This window comes from Enterobacter sp. V89_11 (assembly GCF_029967775.1).
GTDB lineage: Bacteria > Pseudomonadota > Gammaproteobacteria > Enterobacterales > Enterobacteriaceae > Enterobacter > Enterobacter ludwigii.
Window position 1 is genome coordinate 139,258 of sequence record NZ_JASCAN010000016.1, and the last position, 22,489, is coordinate 161,746.

Here is a 22,489-nt window from a genome sequence, read left to right on the forward strand (position 1 = left end):
GATAATGAAACTCGAATTCTCAGTTTATCGTTATAACCCGGATGTAGATGATGCTCCGCGTATGCAGGATTACACCCTGGAAGCGGAAGAAGGCCGTGACATGATGCTGCTGGATGCCTTAATCCAGCTGAAAGAAAAAGATCCGACACTGTCGTTCCGTCGCTCATGCCGTGAAGGCGTTTGTGGCTCTGACGGTGTGAACATGAACGGTAAAAATGGTCTGGCCTGCATCACGCCAATTTCAGCGTTGCAGCGCGCGGGCCAGAAAATTGTTATCCGTCCTTTGCCAGGTCTGCCAGTCGTTCGTGATTTGGTGGTAGACATGGGGCAATTCTATGCACAATATGAGAAGATTAAGCCTTACTTATTGAATAATGGGCAAAATCCACCGGCTCGTGAGCACTTACAGTCTCCTGAGCAGCGTGAAAAACTCGATGGTTTGTACGAGTGTATTCTCTGTGCATGTTGCTCGACCTCTTGCCCGTCGTTTTGGTGGAACCCGGACAAGTTTATCGGCCCGGCCGGTCTGCTGGCTGCCTATCGCTTCCTGATCGATAGCCGCGACACCGAAACCGACAGTCGTCTGGAAGGACTGAGTGATGCTTTCAGCGTATTCCGCTGCCATAGCATCATGAACTGCGTCAGTGTATGTCCTAAGGGACTGAACCCGACGCGCGCCATCGGCCATATCAAGTCGATGCTGCTGCAGCGCAGTGCATAAGTAACAGGAGGGGAGCGTTGTTCCCCTCGCCCTGACCCTCTCCTGACAGGAGAGGGGATAAAATGTAGGAAACCTCTAAAAACTGCCCCGAGGTGCAGACAGTTTTTAAAGGTTCCTTCGCGAGCCCAAGACAACATAAGAGCTCGCAGGTGAACCCCGGCACGTACGTGTTGTACGTGGTAGTTTCTACGGCGAAAGTAAGCATAAAAATGCTTAAGGGATCACGATGCAGAACGGCGCAATGAAAGCCTGGCTGGACTCTTCTTACCTCTCTGGTTCAAACCAGAGCTGGATAGAACAGCTCTATGAAGACTTCTTAACCGATCCTGACTCAGTGGACGCAAACTGGCGTTCCATGTTCCAGCAGTTACCTGGCACTGGAGTCAAACCGGATCAATTCCATTCCAAAACACGTGATTATTTCCGTCGTCTGGCGAAGGATGCCTCACGTTACTCTTCTGCGATTTCCGACCCTGACACCAATGCGAAGCAGGTTAAAGTCCTGCAGCTTATCAACGCTTATCGCTTCCGTGGTCACCAGCATGCGAATCTCGATCCGCTGGGACTGTGGAAACAAGATCGTGTGGCGGATCTCGATCCGGCGTATCACGATCTGACCGAGGCCGATTTCCAGGAAAGCTTTAACGTAGGTTCCTTTGCCATCGGCAAAGACACGATGAAGTTGGGCGAGCTGATTGACGCGCTCAAGCAAACCTACTGCGGCTCCATCGGCGCGGAATATATGCACATCACCTCTACAGAAGAGAAACGCTGGATCCAGCAGCGCATCGAATCTGTGGCGGGCCACGCGAATTTCTCTGCTGAAGAGAAAAAACGCTTCCTCAGCGAACTGACCGCAGCAGAAGGCCTTGAACGCTATCTGGGCGCGAAATTCCCGGGTGCGAAACGCTTCTCGCTGGAAGGCGGCGACGCGCTGGTACCTATGCTGAAAGAGCTGATTCGCCACGCGGGCAAAAGCGGTACCCGTGAAGTGGTGCTGGGTATGGCGCACCGCGGTCGTCTGAACGTACTGGTCAACGTGCTGGGTAAAAAACCGCAGGACCTGTTCGACGAATTCGCGGGCAAACATAAAGAACACCTCGGCACCGGTGACGTGAAGTACCACATGGGCTTCTCGTCTGATATCGAAACCGAAGGCGGTCTGGTTCACCTGGCGCTGGCGTTTAACCCGTCACACCTGGAAATCGTGAGCCCGGTGGTTATCGGTTCTGTGCGTGCGCGTCTGGATCGTCTGGACGAGCCGAGCAGCAACAAAGTCCTGCCAATCACCATTCACGGTGACGCGGCGGTCACAGGGCAGGGCGTGGTTCAGGAAACGCTGAACATGTCCAAGGCGCGTGGTTACGAAGTGGGCGGTACCGTTCGCATTGTTATCAACAACCAGGTGGGCTTCACGACCTCTAACCCACTGGATGCGCGTTCTACCCCGTACTGCACCGACATCGGTAAGATGGTTCAGGCGCCAATCTTCCACGTTAACGCGGATGACCCTGAAGCCGTGGCGTTCGTTACCCGTCTGGCGCTGGACTACCGTAACACCTTCAAACGCGATGTGTTCATCGACCTGTTCTGCTACCGCCGTCATGGCCACAACGAAGCTGACGAGCCAAGTGCAACGCAGCCGCTGATGTATCAGAAAATCAAAAAACACCCGACGCCACGCAAAATCTATGCTGACAAGCTGGAAGGCGACAACGTGACGACGCTGGAAGATGCGACCGAAATGGTCAACCTCTACCGCGACGCGCTGGATGCGGGTGAATGCGTAGTGAAAGAGCTGCGCCCGATGAACATGCACTCCTTTACCTGGTCGCCGTACCTCAACCACGAGTGGGATGAGAGCTACCCGAACAAGGTAGAGATGAAGCGCCTGCAGGAGCTGGCTAAACGCATCAGCACCGTACCAGACGCTATCGAGATGCAGTCTCGCGTAGCGAAAATTTATGCTGACCGTCAATCAATGGCGGCGGGCGAGAAGCTGTTCGACTGGGGCGGGGCGGAAACACTGGCTTACGCAACGCTGGTTGATGAAGGCATTCCTGTTCGTCTGTCCGGTGAAGATGCGGGCCGTGGCACCTTCTTCCACCGGCACGCGGTTGTTCACAACCAGACTAACGGTTCAACCTATACTCCGCTGCAGCATGTCCATAACGGTCAGGGTCAGTTCAAGGTATGGGACTCCGTCCTGTCTGAAGAAGCGGTACTGGCATTCGAATACGGCTACGCCACCGCGGAACCGCGCACCCTGACTATCTGGGAAGCGCAGTTCGGTGACTTCGCCAACGGTGCCCAGGTCGTTATCGACCAGTTCATCTCGTCCGGCGAGCAGAAATGGGGCCGTATGTGTGGCCTGGTGATGCTGCTGCCACACGGTTACGAAGGTCAGGGCCCGGAGCACTCCTCCGCCCGTCTGGAACGTTATCTGCAGCTCTGCGCTGAGCAGAACATGCAGGTCTGCGTGCCGTCCACTCCGGCTCAGGTCTACCACATGCTGCGTCGTCAGGCGCTGCGCGGTATGCGCCGTCCGCTGGTGGTCATGTCGCCAAAATCCCTGCTGCGCCACCCGCTGGCGGTGTCCAGCCTGGACGAACTGGCGAACGGCACCTTCCTGCCTGCCATCGGTGAGGTTGACGAACTGGATCCGCAGGCCGTTAAGCGTGTTGTGATGTGTTCTGGTAAGGTTTATTACGACCTGCTGGAACAGCGCCGTAAGAACGACCAGAAAGATGTCGCCATCGTGCGTATCGAACAGCTTTATCCATTCCCGCACCAGGCGGTGCAGGAAGCGTTGAAACCGTATGCTCACGTGCATGATTTTGTCTGGTGCCAGGAAGAGCCGCTCAACCAGGGCGCCTGGTACTGCAGTCAGCATCATTTCCGTGAAGTCATTCCATTTGGGTCTGCCCTGCGTTATGCAGGTCGCCCGGCCTCCGCCTCTCCGGCGGTAGGGTATATGTCCGTTCACCAGAAGCAGCAACAAGATCTGGTCAATGACGCGCTGAACGTCGATTAATTAAAGGATACATAATGAGTAGCGTAGATATTCTTGTTCCCGACCTGCCTGAGTCCGTAGCAGATGCGACCGTCGCCACCTGGCACAAAAAACCGGGCGATAGCGTTAAGCGCGATGAAGTGCTGGTAGAAATCGAAACTGACAAAGTGGTACTGGAAGTACCGGCTTCAGCGGATGGCATTCTGGATGCAGTCCTGGAAGACGAAGGGACAACCGTAACCTCCCGTCAGATCCTGGGTCGCCTGCGTGAAGGCAACAGCGCGGGCAAAGAGTCCAGCGCGAAGTCTGACGAAAAAGCGTCTACCCCAGCCCAGCGTCAGCAGGCCTCTCTGGAAGAGCAAACTAACGACGCGCTCAGCCCGGCGATCCGTCGCCTGCTGGCCGAGCACAACCTGGATGCGGCTGCCATTAAAGGCACCGGTGTTGGTGGTCGTCTGACCCGTGAAGATATCGAGAAGCATCTGGCGAAAGCCCCTGCCCAGGCAGAAGCTAAAGCGCCAGCAGCGGCAGCGGCGCCGGCAGCACAGCCTGCGCTGGGTGCCCGTAGCGAAAAACGCGTGCCGATGACTCGCCTGCGTAAGCGTGTGGCTGAGCGTCTGCTGGAAGCGAAAAACTCCACCGCGATGCTGACCACCTTCAACGAAGTGAATATGAAGCCAATCATGGACCTGCGTAAGCAGTACGGTGACGCGTTTGAAAAACGTCACGGTATCCGTCTGGGCTTTATGTCCTTCTACGTGAAAGCGGTTGTTGAAGCGCTGAAACGCTACCCGGAAGTTAACGCCTCTATCGATGGCGATGATGTGGTTTACCACAACTACTTCGACGTCAGCATGGCAGTCTCTACGCCACGTGGTCTGGTTACCCCGGTTCTGCGTGATGTCGATACTCTGGGTATGGCTGACATCGAGAAAAAGATTAAAGAGCTGGCTGTAAAAGGTCGCGACGGCAAGCTGACCGTAGACGATCTGACCGGCGGTAACTTCACCATTACCAACGGCGGCGTTTTCGGTTCACTGATGTCTACCCCGATCATCAACCCGCCGCAGAGCGCGATCCTGGGTATGCATGCCATTAAAGATCGTCCAATGGCGGTAGACGGCAAAGTTGAGATCCTGCCAATGATGTATCTGGCACTCTCTTACGATCACCGTCTGATCGACGGCCGCGAGTCCGTGGGCTTCCTGGTTGCCATTAAAGAGCTGCTGGAAGATCCAACGCGTCTGCTGCTGGACGTCTAGTTTTAGCAGTCTTGCCCGGCGGCGCGTTGTCTGCCGGGCCTACAAAAGCACTACCTAACGATTACCTGAAGGATGGATAGAACACATGAACTTACATGAATATCAGGCCAAACAGCTGTTTGCCCGGTATGGCTTACCGGCTCCGGTGGGTTATGCCTGTACTACCCCGCGTGAAGCAGAAGAAGCCGCATCTAAAATCGGTTCCGGCCCTTGGGTAGTTAAGTGTCAGGTTCACGCTGGTGGCCGTGGTAAAGCGGGCGGTGTGAAGGTTGTTAAGAGTAAAGAAGAGATTCGTGCGTTTGCTGAACATTGGCTCGGCAAGCGTCTGGTAACGTACCAGACAGATGCGAACGGTCAGCCTGTCAACCAGATCCTGGTTGAAGCTGCAACTGACATCGCGAAAGAACTGTACCTGGGCGCGGTTGTTGACCGTAGCTCCCGTCGTGTGGTGTTCATGGCGTCTACCGAAGGCGGCGTGGAAATCGAGAAAGTGGCAGAAGAGACGCCACACCTGATCCACAAAGTGGCGATCGATCCGCTGGCAGGCCCAATGCCTTACCAGGGCCGTGAGCTGGCGTTCAAACTGGGTCTGGAAGGCAAGCTGGTTCAGCAGTTCACCAAGATCTTCATGGGTCTGGCCACCATCTTCCTGGAGCGCGACCTGGCGCTGATCGAGATCAACCCGCTGGTCATCACCACTCAGGGCGACCTGATCTGCCTCGACGGCAAACTGGGCGCTGACGGCAACGCACTGTTCCGCCAGCCGGATCTGCGTGAAATGCGCGACCAGTCTCAGGAAGACCCGCGTGAAGCGCAGGCTGCACAGTGGGAACTGAACTACGTGGCGCTGGATGGCAACATCGGCTGCATGGTTAACGGCGCAGGCCTGGCGATGGGCACCATGGACATCGTTAAGCTGCACGGCGGTGAGCCTGCAAACTTCCTCGACGTGGGCGGTGGCGCAACCAAAGAGCGTGTAACCGAAGCGTTCAAAATCATCCTCTCTGATGACAACGTCAAAGCCGTGCTGGTTAACATCTTCGGCGGTATCGTGCGTTGCGACCTGATCGCAGACGGTATCATCGGTGCGGTAGAAGAAGTGGGTGTTAACGTCCCGGTTGTGGTGCGTCTGGAAGGTAACAACGCTGAACTCGGCGCGAAAAAACTGGCTGACAGCGGCCTGAATATTATTGCAGCGAAAAGTCTGACGGATGCAGCTCAGCAGGTTGTTGCCGCAGTGGAGGGGAAATAATGTCAGTTTTAATTAATAAAGATACCAAGGTTATCTGCCAGGGCTTCACCGGTAGCCAGGGGACTTTCCACTCCGAACAGGCGATTGCCTACGGCACGCAGATGGTTGGCGGCGTAACGCCAGGTAAAGGCGGCACCACGCACCTGGGCCTGCCGGTATTCAACACCGTGCGCGAAGCGGTTGAAGCGACGGGCGCGACCGCGACCGTTATCTACGTTCCGGCTCCGTTCTGCAAAGACTCGATTCTGGAAGCGATTGACGCGGGCATCAAGCTCATCATCACCATCACCGAAGGTATCCCGACGCTGGATATGCTGACCGTGAAAGTGAAGCTGGATGAAGCTGGCGTGCGCATGATCGGCCCGAACTGCCCGGGCGTTATCACCCCAGGCGAATGCAAAATCGGCATCATGCCGGGTCACATTCACAAACCGGGTAAAGTGGGTATCGTCTCCCGTTCCGGTACGCTGACCTATGAAGCGGTTAAGCAGACTACCGACTACGGTTTCGGCCAGTCCACCTGTGTGGGCATCGGTGGTGACCCCATCCCAGGTTCTAACTTCATTGATATCCTGAAAATGTTCCAGGAAGATCCGCAGACCGAAGCGATCGTGATGATCGGTGAGATCGGCGGTAGCGCAGAAGAAGAAGCGGCTGCGTATATCAAAGAACATGTGACCAAGCCGGTTGTCGGTTATATCGCAGGTGTGACAGCGCCGAAAGGTAAGCGTATGGGTCACGCAGGCGCGATTATCGCAGGCGGTAAAGGTACGGCTGATGAGAAATTCGCCGCGCTGGAAGCCGCAGGCGTGAAAACCGTTCGCAGCCTGGCGGATATCGGCGAAGCACTGAAATCCATCATTAAGTAAATCCTCTCTGCTCCCTGTAAAAGGGAGCGTTGAAGTAATAAGTGTCCGTTTCGACATGGTTGGCCGCTGTAAAGCGGCCTTTTTTAATGCCTGCGTTTCGCGACCAGCGTGAATTTGTAATCGTCGCTGTTAAACACGTTACGGCTGTATTCAAACACCCGCCCATCCTTCAGAAAGCCGCGTGACACCTTTTCCAGTATCGGTTTTGCCGGATCCAGCGCCAGCGCGTCGATCGCCTCCTGAGAGGGCACGATCGGAACCAGTTCCTGTTCACTGCGATCGATAACCATCTTCTTGATCTGTTCGATGTAGTGATATTTGGAATTTTCCATCACCTCCCAGGTGAGGTCGGCGAACATCGCCAGCGGCATCCACGTCTCTTCCAGATTCACCGGTTTTTGCTTAATAAAGCGCACCCGTTTGACATGCCACACTTTGTCATCCGGGCGAATGTTAAGCGTCTCAGCCAGTTTCACATCCGCTTTGATCACTTCGAATGTTTTTACGTCGCTGTGGGTATCGACGTTTCGGTCCGCCAGTTTTTCATAAAAGCCGGTAAGCTGATAAATGTCGTAATTGACGCGCTCCTCTCTCACATAGGAGCCGCTGCCCTGAATGCTCTCGATAATCTGCTCTTCAGTGAGGAGCTTCAGTGCCTGCCTCACCGTGACGCGACTGACGCTAAATGTCTCCTGCAGGCTGGATTCCGTCGGTAACGCATCACCGGGTTTTAACTCACCGGCGGTAATTTTCTCGCGAAGCGCATCCGCTATCTGCCGGTACATCGGTTTATTGCCCATGTCGTCTGCCTTCTAATACCTTTTCACGGAATTATGCCTCCAGCACAGAATTTGTAAATAATACAAATTAAATACAAATTATCGGTGTTAGTGAAAATGATCACATAAAGGTATCAGTTCGTCTGTCACAATCGATCCTGAACAATTACCCTTGAGTGTGAGGATCCTGATGAACCTGACGACCCTGACCCATCCCGACGCTGTCTGCGTGCAGGCGCAGTACACCAGTCGTGATGAAGCAATACGCCAGCTCACGATGCGGCTGGTGACGCTCGGCAAAATTACCGACGGCAATGCGTTTTTAACCGAAGTCTTTCATCGGGAATCGCTAGGCCCTACCGCGCTCGGCGAAGGGCTGGCAGTCCCGCATGGTAAATCAGCGGTGGTGAAAGAGGCGGCTTTTGCCGTAGCCACCCTGTGTGAACCGCTGAACTGGGAAGGCGTGGATGGCCCGGAAAATGTCGAGCTGATTTTCCTGCTTGCCATTCCGCCGGCTGAAGCTGGCTCAACCCATATCCAGGTGCTGACGGAACTTACTTCTCGTCTGGCGGATGAAACTCTTCGGGCGCGCGTCATGGCGGCTACCACGGCAGCAGCGCTACTCGCCGCGCTGGACGACGTGCCACAGGAAGATGGCGTTGTCGCGTTCGTGGATGCGCCAACCATCGTTTGTGTAACTGCATGCCCCGCCGGCATTGCGCATACCTATATGGCAGCTGAGTATCTGGAAAAAGCGGGGCGTAAGCTTGGCGTAAACGTGGTGGTGGAAAAGCAGGGGGCGAACGGTATCGAAGGGCGGTTGACCGCGCAGCAGTTACGCACTGCGCAGGCCTGTATCATTGCCGCAGAAGTGGCCCTCAAAGAGAGCGAGCGTTTTCAGGGTATCCCGACGCTGTCCGTGCCGGTCGCGGAACCGCTTCGCCATGCCGAAGCGCTTATTAAGCGTGCGTTGGCCTTACCCCCCGCGGGAACGGATCGCCAGGTGCACACCGGCAATGATGTGAGCAAAAGCCTTAAAACGGAGCTTAAGCAGGCCCTGCTCAGCGGTATTTCCTTTGCCGTGCCGCTGATTGTGGCGGGAGGCACGGTGCTGGCCGTCGCGGTATTGCTGGCACAGATGTTGGGATTACAGCATCTGTTTGAGCAGGAGAACTCATGGCTGTGGATGTATCGCAAACTCGGCGGGGGGATGTTAGGCACGTTAATGGTGCCGGTGCTGGCCGCGTATACCGCCTACTCGCTGGCAGATAAACCTGCCCTGGCGCCGGGTTTTGCGGCCGGTCTTGCCGCCAATATGATCGGTTCAGGTTTTTTAGGGGCGATTGCAGGTGGCCTGATTGCCGGCTATCTGATGCGCTGGGTGAAAAACCATATCCGTCTGAGTCAGCATTATAACGGCTTTTTAACCTATTACCTCTACCCGGTGATTGGCGTGCTGGGCGCGGGCAGCCTGATGCTGTTCGTGATCGGCGAGCCGGTCGCGTGGATCAACACCTCCCTCACGGCATGGCTTAACGGGCTCTCCGGTGCCAATGCGCTGCTACTGGGTACTCTGCTCGGTTTTATGTGCTCGTTCGATTTGGGGGGACCGGTCAACAAAGCGGCCTATGCGTTCTGTCTGGGGGCCATGGCCAACGGCGTTTACGGGCCGTATGCCATTTTTGCTTCCGTCAAAATGGTCTCGGCTTTTACCGTCACGGCTTCAACCATGCTGGCACCGCATCTCTTTAAACCGTTTGAAATCGAAACCGGCAAGTCGACGTGGCTGCTGGGCCTTGCGGGGATCACCGAAGGGGCAATTCCGATGGCCATTGAAGATCCGCTGCGGGTGATTGGCTCGTTTGTTGTTGGCTCGATGGCAACAGGGGCGATTATCGGTGCAATGGGCATCGGGTTGTCTACGCCGGGGGCGGGCATCTTCTCTCTCTTTTTACTGCATGACGCGGGGATGGGGGGCGCGATCGCGGCGGCAGGCTGGTTTGGCGCTGCGCTGGGGGGAACGATGCTCTCTACGCTCATCTTACTGTTCTGGCGACGTCAGGGCGTAAAAAAAGGCAAATACCTGACGGAAGACGTCACGCCATAAATTCATTTACAGGAAACGAAGATGAAAGCTGTATCTCGCGTTCATATCACGCCACATATGCACTGGGACCGTGAGTGGTATTTCACCACCGAAGCGTCGCGGATCCTTTTGGTCAATAACATGGAGGAGATCCTGACCCGTCTGGAGCAGGACGAAGAGTATAAATACTACGTTCTCGATGGACAGACCGCGGTACTGGAGGATTACTTCGCCGTTGTGCCGGACAACCGGCCCCGGGTAAAAGCGCTGGTTGAGCGCGGAAAGCTGATTATCGGGCCGTGGTATACCCAGACCGACACCACGATAGTCAGCGGCGAATCGATCGTTCGCAATCTGATGTACGGGATGCGCGACTGCATGGAATTCGGTGAGCCGATGAAAATAGGGTATCTGCCGGATTCGTTTGGCATGTCCGGGCAACTTCCGCATATCTATAACGGCTTTGGTATCACCCGCACGCTGTTCTGGCGCGGATGTTCTGAGCGTCACGGCACCGATAAAACAGAATTTTTATGGCAGAGCGCAGACGGCAGCGAAGTTACGGCGCAGGTACTACCGCTGGGCTACGCGATTGGTAAGTACTTACCGGAGGATGAGGCGGGGCTGCGTAAACGGCTCGATACCTGGCTTACATTGCTGGAGAACGCTTCCGTGACGAAAGAGATTCTGCTGCCTAACGGTCACGACCAGATGCCCCTCCAGCAGAACATTTTCGCGGTGATGGATACCCTTCGAAAGATGTACCCGCAGCGGAAATTTGTGATGAGCCGGTTTGAGGAGGTCTTTGAACATACTGAAGCGCACCGTGACGAACTGGCGACGCTGAAAGGGGAGTTTATCGACGGCAAATACATGCGTGTACACCGGACAATCGGCTCCACACGGATGGACATCAAAATTGCTCATGCCCGCATTGAAAACAAAATCGTGAATATCCTCGAACCGCTGGCGGCGCTCGCCTGGATGCTGGGCTTCGAGTATCACCACGGATTGCTGGAGAAAATGTGGAAAGAGATCCTCAAGAATCATGCTCACGACAGCATTGGCTGCTGCTGCAGCGACAAAGTGCATCGTGAGATTATGGCCCGGTTTGCGCTCGCTGAAGACATGGCCGATAACCTCACGCGTTTCTCGATGCGCAAGATTGTCGACAATATGCCGCAAAGCGAGGCCGACAAGCTGGTGATGTTCAATCTGATGCCCTGGCCCCGTGAAGAGGTGATTAACACCACCCTTCGTCTGCGCGCGAGCCAGTTCCGGTTGCGGGATGATAAAGGCAATGAGATCCCCTGTTTTATTCGCAGCGCCCGGGAAATTGACCCGGGGCTGATTGACCGGCAAATCGTGCACTATGGTAATTACGATCCGTTTATGGAGTTTGATATCCAAATCTGTCAGATCCTGCCCGCGATGGGATACCGCACGCTTTACATCGAGCCCCAGGCTCCTGAAAAAAGGCTGCCCGCGAGGGCAAAAACGGATGCTCTGCTGGAAAACGCCTTCTGGCAAATTGATATAAATGACGATGGCACGCTGCGCCTGCGTGATAAAGAATCCGGACTTATTTATGACCGCGTACTGGAAATTGAAGAGGGGTCGGATGATGGCGATGAGTACGACTACTCGCCTTCCCGGGAAGAGTGGCGGCTCACTTCAGCGCACGGGCAGCATCATGTTGAGGTGATACAGGAAGCCTGGCAGAGCAGGGCGGTGATCCAGCATCGCATCGCCGTTCCGGCAAACCTGGCCGAGCGGTCGGCCCGCCTGCGCAATGGCGCTCTTGCGGTGGAATTTGAGGTCACTCTCAGCCATAACAGCAGGCGTGTAGATGTTGTGGCGCGTCTGGATAATCAGGCTGACGATCACCGGGTCCGCGTACTTATTCCGACGCCGTTTATGACGGAGCAGGTACTGTCAGATACGCAGTTTGGCTCCATAACGCGCCCGGTTCGCGATGACGCGATGGCTAACTGGCAAGAAGAGGGCTGGAAAGAGGCACCGGTTCCCGTCTGGAATTTACTTAACTACGCCGTGCTGCAGCAAGAACGAAACGGGCTCGCCCTGTTGACAGAAGGGTTACGCGAATTTGAAGTGGTCGGGGAGGCAGAAAAAGCGTTTGCTCTGACCCTTCTACGCGGTGTGGGCGTGCTGGGAAAGGAAGATTTGCTGTTGCGCCCGGGCCGACCGTCCGGCATAAAAATGGCCGTTCCGGACTCGCAGCTTCGGGGCAGGCTCGATTGCCGTTTTAGCCTTCTGAGTTTTAGCGGCTCTCCCGAGAACGCCGGCGTTGCTCAGCAGGCGAAAGCGTGGCTTACCCCCGTCCAGTGTTATAACAAAATCCCCTGGGATGCCATGAAGCTTAACCGTGCGTCGTTCAGCACGCCAGACAGATACAGCCTGCTGACCCTTTCGCCGACAGGCTGTGTTATGAGCGCGATAAAAAAGGCGGAGGATCGGGAAGCGCTTATCCTTCGTCTGTTCAATCCGTCGGAATCTGTGTCCTGTGATGCCTCTCTATCGTGGAATCAGGCGCTTAAAGGCTGTTGCGAGACGGATTTAAATGAACAGGTGCTGACTGGCAGGGGAGAAGAAAAGGGCATTACGGGCCTGTTCAGACCTGGGCAATCGCGGACTTTTAGCCTGAAAACGGAAAGGTAGCGTCTGAAGTGAACAAAAGGCTGCACGCAGGGCAGCCTTTTTTATTGAATAGTCACATTGAGGTGTTAATTTTAAGCGTGTCGCAGGTAAAATAAATGTAATTATCTGCGGCTGTCGTCGCACAATGGAAAAAAAACGTGCTGACGACTACCTTTATACGTTAAGGCGAATGTAAAGATGCGTTGTTCTTCAGCGTTAAAATAAATCACGTCTGTTTATATTCTTTCTTGCTTTTGATAACTCCAAATATCTCGTTGTACACATAGCATTAACAAGGTTTTTACCATTCACACCACATTTAAACATGGTTAACAGAAACGGTGATTTTTGATTTAAATCAAAGTTTAATCCTTGGAAAAAGGTGTCGAAAGGCGGTAAATTGTCCCCGATCAAAATGGCTGAAAAGTGGTAATTTTGCTATAAATTGATCGCCGTCGAAAAACGTAAATGTGATTCAATAAAAACCTGTTTATTGTAAGGGTTTTGCAGCGTATTATATTTGCGGGATCAATTTGAGTTTTTTATTAACGTATTTGTAACCTATCGTCATTGCTTTTATCCTTTCTCAGGCTAAGCGCGACGACATGGATGCGAATAATTTGTATTGGGGCATGTGTGTGAATCCTTTTCTAACGGGGTTCACTCTCGGAGTCTTCATGCGATGAGCAAGGAGTCATGATGTTAGATATAGTCGAACTGTCGCGCTTACAGTTTGCCTTGACCGCGATGTACCACTTCCTGTTTGTGCCACTAACGCTCGGTATGGCGTTCCTGCTGGCCATCATGGAAACGGTCTACGTCCTCTCCGGCAAACAGATTTATAAAGATATGACCAAGTTCTGGGGCAAGTTGTTTGGTATCAACTTTGCACTGGGCGTGGCTACCGGTTTGACCATGGAGTTCCAGTTCGGGACTAACTGGTCTTACTATTCTCACTACGTTGGGGATATCTTCGGTGCGCCGCTGGCCATTGAAGGTCTGATGGCCTTCTTCCTCGAATCCACCTTTGTAGGTCTGTTCTTCTTCGGTTGGGACCGTCTGGGCAAAGTCCAGCATATGGCGGTGACCTGGCTGGTGGCACTCGGTTCGAACCTGTCCGCACTGTGGATCCTGGTCGCGAACGGCTGGATGCAGAACCCTATCGCGTCTGATTTCAACTTCGAAACTATGCGTATGGAGATGGTCAGCTTTGCCGAGCTGGTGCTGAACCCGGTCGCACAGGTTAAATTCGTTCACACCGTGGCGTCTGGCTATGTGTGCGGCGCGATGTTTGTACTGGGCATCAGCTCTTACTACATGCTGCGTGGTCGTGACTTCGCGTTTGCTAAGCGCTCCTTTGCTATCGCTGCAAGCTTCGGTATGGCTGCAATCCTCTCTGTTATCGTGCTGGGTGATGAATCCGGTTACGAAATGGGTGACGTGCAGAAAACCAAACTGGCCGCTATCGAAGCCGAATGGGAAACCCAACCCGCGCCTGCTGCCTTTACTCTGTTCGGTGTTCCCGACCAGGATGCACAGGAAAACCGCTTCGCCATTCAAATTCCTTACGCGCTCGGCATCATTGCCACCCGCTCCGTCGACAAGCAGGTGACGGGTCTGAAAGAGCTGATGGTGCAGCATGAAGGCCGTATTCGTAACGGTATGAAAGCCTACGCGCTGCTGGAGCAGCTGCGTGCGGGTTCTACCGACCAGGCCGTGCGTGACCAGTTCAACGATGTGAAGAAAGATCTGGGTTACGGTCTGCTGCTGAAACGCTATACCCCGAACGTCTCCGACGCGACGGAAGCGCAGATCCAGATGGCGACCAAAGACTCCATTCCACGCGTGGCGCCACTGTACTTCGCATTCCGTATCATGGTGGGCTGCGGCATCATCATGCTGCTGATCATTGCGGCGTCCTTCTGGTCCGTGATTCGTAACCGCATCGGTGAGAAAAAATGGCTGCTGCGTACCGCGCTGTATGGTATCCCACTGCCGTGGATTGCTATCGAATCCGGCTGGTTTGTTGCGGAATATGGCCGTCAGCCATGGGCGATCGGTGAGGTGCTGCCAACGGCGGTAGCGAACTCCTCTCTGACTGCAGGCGATCTGATCTTCTCCATGCTGCTGATTTGTGGTCTGTACACCCTGTTCCTGGTGGCTGAACTGTTCCTGATGTTCAAGTTCGCGCGCCTTGGCCCAAGCAGCCTGAAAACCGGTCGCTATCACTACGAGCAGTCCGGTGCGACTACTCAGCCGGCACGCTAAGACAGGAGTCATCAAATGATCGATTATGAAGTATTGCGTTTTATCTGGTGGCTGCTGGTCGGTATTCTGCTGATCGGTTTCGCAGTCACTGACGGTTTCGACATGGGGGTGGGGATGCTCACCCGTTTCCTCGGTCGTAATGACACCGAGCGTCGAATCATGATTAACTCCATCGCCCCGCACTGGGACGGTAACCAGGTGTGGCTGATCACCGCAGGCGGCGCGCTGTTCGCTGCCTGGCCGATGGTCTACGCGGCTGCGTTCTCCGGTTTCTATGTGGCGATGATTCTGGTGCTGGCTTCTTTATTCTTCCGTCCGGTTGGTTTCGACTACCGTTCCAAGATTGAAGACACCCGCTGGCGCAACATGTGGGACTGGGGCATCTTCATTGGTAGCTTCGTTCCACCGCTGGTGATTGGCGTGGCGTTCGGTAACCTGCTGCAGGGTGTACCGTTCCACATCGATGAATACATGCGTCTTTACTACACCGGTAACTTCTTCCAGCTGCTGAATCCGTTTGGTCTGCTGGCAGGCGTGGTGAGTGTGGCAATGATCATTACTCAGGGTGCGACCTATCTGCAGATGCGTACCGTAGGTGAATTGCATCTTCGCTCTCGTGCAACGGCGCAGGTTGCTGCGCTTATTACCCTGGTGTGCTTCGCACTGGCCGGCGTATGGGTGATGTACGGTATCGACGGTTATGTCATTACGTCTGCAATTAACCACACGGCACCGTCTAACCCGCTGACGAAAGAAGTAGCACGTCAGGCTGGCGCGTGGCTGGTGAACTTCAACAATATGCCTGTTCTGTGGGCTATTCCGGCACTGGGTGTGTTGCTGCCGCTGCTGACGATACTGACGTCACGTCTGGAAAAAGGTGCCCTGGCATTTGTATTTTCCTCACTGACGCTGGCGTGCATTATTCTGACTGCGGGTATCGCGATGTTCCCATTCGTCATGCCGTCCAGCACGATGATGAATGCAAGCCTGACCATGTGGGATGCAACGTCCAGCCAGCTGACGCTTAACCTGATGACGTATGTTGCTTGCGTGTTCGTACCGATTATCCTGCTGTACACCGCCTGGTGTTACTGGAAAATGTTCGGTCGTATCACGAAAGAAGATATTGAAAGCAACACTCATTCTCTGTACTAAGTAAGGAGCTGAATATGTGGTATTTCGCATGGATTTTAGGGACGCTTCTTGCCTGTGCATTTGGTGTCATTACTGCCCTGGCGCTTGAGCACGTCGAAGCGTCTAAAGCAGGTGAAGACAAATACTAATGAACATTATCGCGACGCTTTACGCGGTAATGGATAAGCGCCCGTTAAGGGCGCTTTCTTTAGTGATGGCATTACTGCTGGCAGGTTGTATCTTCTGGGACCCTTCGCGCTTTGCAGCGAAGACCAGCGAGCTTGAGATCTGGCACGGCTTCCTCATTATGTGGGCGGTGTGCGCAGGTGTGATCCACGGCGTAGGCTTTCGTCCGAAAGCGCTGCACTGGCAGGGGATTTTCTGCCCACTTATCGCCGATCTGGTGCTTCTCGCTGGCTTGATTTTCTTCTTCTTCTGAATAAGAAATGTCCGTTAATGATATGGGCTTACCCTGGCCCATAAAAATTTACTCTCCGTTTACTTTCTCCCATTCCAAACCATCTTTCCCGCGCGTATAGTAGCGAAGTTTAAAAGCTCTAACTTTTGTTGCATTACCGGGATGTAAAGTGAATACAACGCTGTTTCGATGGCCGGTTCGTGTCTATTACGAAGATACCGATGCCGGGGGTGTGGTTTACCACGCCAGCTACGTTGCTTTTTATGAACGGGCACGCACAGAGATGCTGCGCCATCATCACTTTAGTCAACAGGAGCTGTTGGCTGAGCGAGTTGCCTTCGTGGTTCGCAAGATGACGCTTGAGTATTTTGCGCCTGCCAGACTCGACGATATGCTCGAAGTCCAAACTGAAATTACATCAATGCGCGGAACCTCAATGGTTTTCACGCAGCGGATAGTCAATGCAGAAAATACGGTACTGAACTCAGCTGAAGTCCTGATCGTCTGTGTTGATCCAACCATAATGAAGCCTCGTGCGCTTCCTAAGTCTATTGTCGCGGAGTTTAAGCAGTGACTGACATGAATATCCTTGATTTGTTCCTGAAGGCAAGCCTTCTGGTTAAACTTATCATGTTGATTTTGATTGGTTTTTCAATCGCATCCTGGGCCATCATCATCCAGAGAACGCGTATCCTCAATGCGGCTGGCCGTGAAGCAGAAGCGTTTGAAGATAAGTTCTGGTCGGGTATTGAGCTTTCTCGTCTGTATCAGGAAAGCCAGGGACGCCGTGATAACCTCGTAGGCTCCGAACAGATTTTCTATAGCGGATTCAAAGAGTTTGCTCGTTTGCATCGCGCAAACAGCCACGCGCCTGAAGCGGTTGTGGAAGGTGCCTCGCGTGCGATGCGTATCTCCATGAATCGCGAGCTGGAAAACCTTGAAACGCATATTCCTTTCCTGGGGACCGTTGGTTCCATCAGCCCGTATATTGGTCTGTTTGGTACGGTCTGGGGGATTATGCACGCCTTTATCGCCCTGGGGGCGGTGAAGCAGGCGACGTTGCAGATGGTTGCCCCGGGTATTGCAGAAGCACTGATTGCGACCGCTATCGGTCTGTTTGCGGCGATCCCGGCGGTTATGGCTTACAACCGTCTGAACCAGCGCGTGAATAAACTGGAACTGAACTACGACAACTTTATGGAAGAGTTCACCGCGATTCTGCACCGTCAGGCGTTTACCAGTACCGAGAGTAACAAGGGGTAAACCATGGCCAGATCGCGTGGACGAAATCGTCGCGAGCTCAAGTCCGAAATCAATATCGTTCCACTGCTGGACGTTCTGTTGGTACTGCTGCTGATCTTCATGGCGACAGCACCCATCATTACCCAGAGCGTGGAGGTTGATCTGCCGGATGCGACAGAATCACAGGCGGTAAGCACCAATGACGATCCTCCGGTCATCATTGAGGTTTCCGGTGTAGGGCAATACAGCGTAGTGGTAGAAAAAGATCGTATGGATCAACTGCCACCTGAGCAGGTTATTGCTGAAGCGCAGCGACGCCTGGAGTCAAATCCGAAAACGGTCTTCTTAATCGGTGGCGCGAAAGACGTACCATACGATGAAATTATTAAAGCGCTGAACTTGCTACATAGCGCGGGCGTTAAGTCAGTTGGCTTAATGACTCAGCCTATTTGATCATCTGCGTAGTTTTTGGGAACCGATAGTGTCAAAGGCAACCGAACAGAACGACAAGCTTAAGCGAGCGATAATCGTCTCCGCAGTGCTGCACGTTATTCTTTTTGCAGTGCTGATCTGGAGTTCGTTCGACGAGCACATTGATGCATCATCGGGCGGCGGTGGAGGCTCTTCCATTGACGCCGTCATGGTGGATCCCGGTGCGGTAGTGCAGAACTATAACCGCGAGCAACAGCAGAAGGCGAGTGCAAAACGGGCTGAAGAGCAGCGTGAAAAACAGGCGCAACAGCAAGCGGAAGAACTGCGTGAAAAGCAGGCCGCTGAGCAGGAGCGACTGAAGCAGCTTGAGAAAGAACGTTTGCAGGCGCAGGAAGCGGCGAAAGAGCAGGCGGAACAGCAGAAGCAAGCTGAAGAGGCCGCGAAGAAAGCTCAGGAACAGCAGAAGCAGGCGGAAGAGGCGGCAGCCAAAGCCGCGGCGGACGCGAAAGCACAAGCTGATGCTCAGGCAAAATTAGCGGCGGAAGCGGCGAAGAAAGCCGCAGCCGATGCTCAGAAGAAAGCTGAAGCCGAAGCGGCGAAGAAAGCCGCTGCTGATGCTCAGAAGAAAGCTGAAGCGGAAGCGGCAAAAAAAGCTGCTGCTGATGCTCAGAAAAAAGCTGAAGCGGAAGCCGCGAAGAAAGCCGCTCAGGAAGCAGAGAAGAAAGCTGCTGCCGATGCTGCGAAGAAAGCGGCTGCTGCCGAGAAGGCTGCAGCAGAAAAAGCGGCCGCTGCTGAAAAAGCCGCAGCAGAGAAGAAAGCCGCCGCCGAGAAAGCGGCTGCTGACAAAAAAGCTGCAGCAGAAAAAGCCGCAGCCGATAAGAAAGCAGCTGCAGAGAAAGCCGCCGCCAAAAAAGCGGCCGCCGCTGAGAAAGCCGCGGATGCCGCTGGCGTTGACGATCTCCTGGGCGATCTGAGTTCTGGTAAGAATGCGCCGAAAGCGGGCGGTGGTGCGAAAGGCAGTGGTCAGCCCTCTAAAGACAGTGGTACTTCTGGTGCCAATGGTGGGACGACGGGTGCTGATATCAGCGCTTATGCTAAGCAAATCCAGGTTGCGATTCAGAACCGCCTGTTTGATGCAAGCATCTATCAGGGCAAACAATGTGTACTGCATATCAACCTTGCGCCAGATGGTAGGTTGAAAAGCGTGACCTCTGAAGGGGGCGATCCTGCGCTTTGTCAGGCAGCATTGGCCGCTGCAAGGTCGGCGAACATTCCTAAACCGCCTAGTGAGGCTGTTTATGAACGGATAAAAGATGCCAAACTGGACTTTAAACTGTAATCGACTGTCCTTACGGAAGTATGAAAAACAGTCTATTGTCCTAACGAGTGTTTAGTAGTTTTGTCTATTTGGGTTTGTTAACATTCTGCTAAATTATCGTGGGTAAGGTTACCCGGATAAGGGAGATATGATGAAGCAGGCATTACGTGTAGCATTTGGTTTTTTAATGCTGTGGGCAGCAGTACTGCACGCAGAAGTACGTATCGAGATCACCCAGGGGGTGGATTCGGCACGCCCAATCGGTGTTGTTCCGTTCCAGTGGGCCGGTCCTGGCGCTGCGCCTGAAGATGCCGGTGGCATCGTTGCGGCTGACCTGCGTAACAGCGGTAAATTCAACCCATTAGATCGTTCTCGTCTGCCTCAGCAGCCGGGCAGCGCGCAGGAAGTACAGCCTGCTGCATGGTCTGCACTCGGTATTGATGCTGTCGTTGTTGGTCAGGTTACACCTAACCCGGACGGCTCTTACAACGTTGCATGGCAGCTGGTTGATACCGGCGGTGCACCGGGTACCGTTCTGGCACAGAACTCTTACAAGGTCACTAAACAGTACCTGCGCTACGCGGCACACGCTGCCAGCGATGCGGTATTTGAAAAACTGACCGGCATTAAAGGTGCGTTCCGTACCCGTATTGCTTATGTGGTACAGACCAATGGCGGTCAGTTCCCGTATGAGCTGCGCGTATCTGACTACGATGGTTACAATCAGTTCCTGGTGAAACGTTCTTCTCAGCCGCTGATGTCTCCAGCCTGGTCTCCGGACGGTTCTAAACTGGCTTATGTTACCTTCGAAAGCGGTCGTTCAGCGCTGGTTATCCAGACGCTGGCTAACGGTGCTGTTCGTCAGGTTGCGTCGTTCCCTCGTCACAACGGTGCGCCTTCGTTCTCTCCGGACGGTACCAAACTGGCGTTTGCGCTCTCTAAAACCGGTAGCCTGAACCTGTACGTGATGGACATTGGCTCTGGTCAAATTCGCCAGGTGACCGATGGTCGCAGCAACAACACCGAACCGTCCTGGTTCCCGGACAGCCAGAACCTGGCATTTACGTCTGACCAGGCAGGTCGTCCACAAATCTATAAAGTGAACGTCAACGGCGGTGCTCCACAGCGTATTACCTGGGAAGGTTCGCAGAACCAAAACGCAGATGTGAGCAGCGACGGTAAATTTATGGTAATGGTCAGCTCCAACGGTGGGCAGCAGCACATTGCCAAACAAGATCTGGTAGCGGGTGGCGTTCAAGTTCTGTCGTCAACGTTCCTGGATGAAACGCCAAGTCTGGCACCTAACGGCACTATGGTAATCTACAGCTCTTCTCAGGGGATGGGATCTGTGCTGAATCTGGTTTCTACAGATGGGCGTTTCAAAGCGCGTATTCCGGCAACTGATGGACAGGTAAAATCACCTGCCTGGTCGCCGTATCTGTAAATAATAATTAATTGATTACTAAAGGAATCATAGAAATGCAACTGAACAAAGTGCTGAAGGGGCTGATGATCGCTCTGCCTGTAATGGCAATCGCAGCGTGTTCTTCTAACAAGAATGCAAGCAATGACCAGAGCGGCGAAGGCATGATGGGTGCCGGTACCGGTATGGACGCGAATGGCAATGGCAACATGTCTTCTGAAGAGCAAGCGCGTCTTCAGATGCAGCAGCTGCAGCAGAACAACATCGTTTACTTCGATCTGGATAAATACGACATCCGTTCTGACTTCGCTGCGATGCTGGATGCTCACGCTAACTTCCTGCGTAGCAACCCGTCTTACAAAGTCACCGTAGAAGGTCACGCGGACGAACGTGGTACTCCAGAGTACAACATCTCCCTGGGTGAGCGTCGTGCTAACGCCGTTAAAATGTACCTGCAGGGTAAAGGCGTTTCTGCTGACCAGATCTCCATCGTTTCTTACGGTAAAGAAAAACCTGCAGTACTGGGTCACGACGAAGCGGCTTACTCCAAAAACCGTCGTGCCGTACTGGTTTACTAAGAGAATTGCATGAGCAGTAACTTCAGACATCATCTGTTGAGTCTGTCGTTACTGGTTGGAATAGCGGCCCCCTGGGCCGCTTTTGCTCAGGCACCAATCAGTAGTGTCGGCTCAGGCTCGGTAGAAGACCGGGTCACTCAACTCGAGCGTATTTCTAACGCTCACAGTCAGCTTTTAACCCAACTCCAGCAACAACTTTCCGACAACCAAAACGATATTGATTCTCTCCGTGGTCAGATTCAGGAAAGCCAGTATCAGCTTAACCAGGTTGTGGAACGTCAGAAGCAAATCTTGCTGCAGATGGATAGTCTCAGCAGCGGTGGCGCAGCTGCGCAGCCAGCAGCAGGCGATCAGAGCGGTGCGGCGACGTCGACCCCTGCTCCTGCGGCAGATGCTTCGGCCTCGACGGGAGCGCCTGTTCAGAGCGGTGACGCGAATACGGACTACAACGCGGCCATTGCCCTGGTACAGGATCAATCTCGTCAGGATGACGCTATCGTTGCGTTTCAGAACTTTGTGAAGAAATACCCTGATTCTACTTATCTGCCCAATGCAAATTATTGGCTGGGTCAGCTGAATTACAACAAGGGTAAAAAGGACGATGCGGCGTTTTATTTTGCCTCAGTGGTGAAAAATTACCCGAAATCGCCAAAAGCGCCTGATGCGATGTTTAAAGTCGGCGTCATCATGCAGGACAAAGGTGACACTGCGAAAGCGAAAGCGGTTTATCAGCAGGTGGTTGCTAAATTCCCTGGCACCGAAGGTGCGAAGCAGGCGCAAAAACGTCTGAATTCGATGGGATGATTATCGCATGACCAGAAATCGCGTTATTTCTGGTCGTGCAGCATGATTCGTAAGCAGTTAAGTGATCTTCATCGAAATTTTTGTTGCGCTGAATTCTTAAATCAGTAATATATGCCGCCGTTGCCACGGGATATCAAACAACGTGAAAACAGCGTAAAAGTGGGTCGTTAGCTCAGCTGGTAGAGCAGTTGACTTTTAATCAATTGGTCGCAGGTTCGAATCCTGCACGACC

Annotated in this window: 19 protein-coding genes; 18 read left to right on the forward strand and 1 reads right to left on the reverse strand. The window is 53.7% G+C overall.

The genetic code is table 11. The features are described 5' to 3' along the window. The first annotated feature begins 4 nt into the window (after positions 1–4). The 5 genes from sdhB (at position 5) to sucD (ending at position 7,117) form a co-directional block, all read left to right on the forward strand. Positions 5–721 carry a succinate dehydrogenase iron-sulfur subunit SdhB gene (sdhB, locus tag QLG09_RS14230; protein WP_014169170.1) on the forward strand — a complete coding sequence of 239 codons (717 nt, stop codon included), beginning with the start codon at positions 5–7 and terminating at the stop codon, positions 719–721. 226 nt (positions 722–947) lie between these two features. Continuing rightward, positions 948–3,755, forward strand: coding sequence for a 2-oxoglutarate dehydrogenase E1 component (gene sucA / locus QLG09_RS14235; RefSeq protein WP_014169171.1), 2,808 nt, complete (start codon positions 948–950; stop codon positions 3,753–3,755). 14 nt (positions 3,756–3,769) lie between these two features. Further along, the gene (odhB, locus tag QLG09_RS14240; protein WP_025204653.1) at positions 3,770–4,996 is read left to right on the forward strand and encodes a 2-oxoglutarate dehydrogenase complex dihydrolipoyllysine-residue succinyltransferase; all 1,227 of its coding nucleotides are present in this window, start codon (positions 3,770–3,772) and stop codon (positions 4,994–4,996) included. Between the two features lie 85 nt (positions 4,997–5,081). Further along, the gene (gene sucC / locus QLG09_RS14245; RefSeq protein ID WP_006809579.1) at positions 5,082–6,248 is read left to right on the forward strand and encodes an ADP-forming succinate--CoA ligase subunit beta; all 1,167 of its coding nucleotides are present in this window, start codon (positions 5,082–5,084) and stop codon (positions 6,246–6,248) included. Next, positions 6,248–7,117 carry a succinate--CoA ligase subunit alpha gene (gene sucD, locus QLG09_RS14250; protein ID WP_014169173.1) on the forward strand — a complete coding sequence of 290 codons (870 nt, stop codon included), beginning with the start codon at positions 6,248–6,250 and terminating at the stop codon, positions 7,115–7,117. The genes sucC and sucD overlap by 1 nt, the downstream gene beginning before the upstream one ends. An 83-nt stretch (positions 7,118–7,200) precedes the next feature. On the opposite strand, the gene QLG09_RS14255 is transcribed toward sucD, so the two are convergent. Further along, positions 7,201–7,917: a GntR family transcriptional regulator gene (locus QLG09_RS14255; protein WP_025204652.1), complete on the reverse strand. Its 717-nt coding sequence runs from the start codon at positions 7,915–7,917 to the stop codon at positions 7,201–7,203. A 169-nt stretch (positions 7,918–8,086) separates the two neighbouring features. On the opposite strand from QLG09_RS14255, the gene mngA reads away from it, so the two are divergent. From mngA to cpoB, 13 genes are all read left to right on the forward strand, one after another. Then, the gene (gene mngA, locus QLG09_RS14260; RefSeq protein WP_049023274.1) at positions 8,087–10,003 is read left to right on the forward strand and encodes a PTS 2-O-a-mannosyl-D-glycerate transporter subunit IIABC; all 1,917 of its coding nucleotides are present in this window, start codon (positions 8,087–8,089) and stop codon (positions 10,001–10,003) included. Positions 10,004–10,024: 21 nt separating this feature from the next. After that, entirely contained in the window at positions 10,025–12,661 is a 2,637-nt protein-coding gene (gene mngB, locus QLG09_RS14265) for a mannosylglycerate hydrolase (RefSeq protein ID WP_049023273.1), read from the forward strand. Positions 12,662–13,339: 678 nt separating this feature from the next. Continuing rightward, a complete protein-coding gene (gene cydA / locus QLG09_RS14270) occupies positions 13,340–14,908 on the forward strand; it encodes a cytochrome ubiquinol oxidase subunit I (RefSeq protein ID WP_020884962.1) in 1,569 nt (522 codons plus the stop codon). Positions 14,909–14,923: 15 nt separating this feature from the next. Then, positions 14,924–16,063 (forward strand): cytochrome d ubiquinol oxidase subunit II, encoded by a 1,140-nt coding sequence (gene cydB / locus QLG09_RS14275; protein ID WP_014169180.1) that lies wholly within the window; start codon positions 14,924–14,926, stop codon positions 16,061–16,063. Between the two features lie 14 nt (positions 16,064–16,077). Beyond that, positions 16,078–16,191, forward strand: coding sequence for a cytochrome bd-I oxidase subunit CydX (gene cydX / locus QLG09_RS14280; protein WP_049023272.1), 114 nt, complete (start codon positions 16,078–16,080; stop codon positions 16,189–16,191). Further along, complete coding sequence (ybgE, locus tag QLG09_RS14285) at positions 16,191–16,481, forward strand: cyd operon protein YbgE (RefSeq protein ID WP_020884961.1); 291 nt, start codon at positions 16,191–16,193, stop codon at positions 16,479–16,481. Before cydX ends, ybgE begins: the two co-directional genes overlap by 1 nt. A 148-nt stretch (positions 16,482–16,629) precedes the next feature. After that, positions 16,630–17,034, forward strand: coding sequence for a tol-pal system-associated acyl-CoA thioesterase (gene ybgC, locus QLG09_RS14290; RefSeq protein WP_014169183.1), 405 nt, complete (start codon positions 16,630–16,632; stop codon positions 17,032–17,034). Continuing rightward, positions 17,031–17,723 carry a Tol-Pal system protein TolQ gene (tolQ, locus tag QLG09_RS14295; protein WP_014169184.1) on the forward strand — a complete coding sequence of 231 codons (693 nt, stop codon included), beginning with the start codon at positions 17,031–17,033 and terminating at the stop codon, positions 17,721–17,723. Before ybgC ends, tolQ begins: the two co-directional genes overlap by 4 nt. A gap of 3 nt (positions 17,724–17,726) precedes the next feature. Then, positions 17,727–18,155, forward strand: coding sequence for a colicin uptake protein TolR (tolR, locus tag QLG09_RS14300; protein ID WP_014169185.1), 429 nt, complete (start codon positions 17,727–17,729; stop codon positions 18,153–18,155). A 28-nt stretch (positions 18,156–18,183) separates the two neighbouring features. Beyond that, entirely contained in the window at positions 18,184–19,473 is a 1,290-nt protein-coding gene (gene tolA / locus QLG09_RS14305; protein ID WP_047955237.1) for a cell envelope integrity protein TolA, read from the forward strand. A 130-nt stretch (positions 19,474–19,603) separates the two neighbouring features. Continuing rightward, positions 19,604–20,896, forward strand: coding sequence for a Tol-Pal system beta propeller repeat protein TolB (tolB, locus tag QLG09_RS14310; RefSeq protein ID WP_025204648.1), 1,293 nt, complete (start codon positions 19,604–19,606; stop codon positions 20,894–20,896). A gap of 35 nt (positions 20,897–20,931) precedes the next feature. After that, positions 20,932–21,453 carry a peptidoglycan-associated lipoprotein Pal gene (pal, locus tag QLG09_RS14315; RefSeq protein ID WP_003858578.1) on the forward strand — a complete coding sequence of 174 codons (522 nt, stop codon included), beginning with the start codon at positions 20,932–20,934 and terminating at the stop codon, positions 21,451–21,453. A 9-nt stretch (positions 21,454–21,462) separates the two neighbouring features. After that, complete coding sequence (gene cpoB, locus QLG09_RS14320) at positions 21,463–22,257, forward strand: cell division protein CpoB (RefSeq protein WP_014169189.1); 795 nt, start codon at positions 21,463–21,465, stop codon at positions 22,255–22,257. The last annotated feature ends 232 nt before the right edge of the window (positions 22,258–22,489 follow it).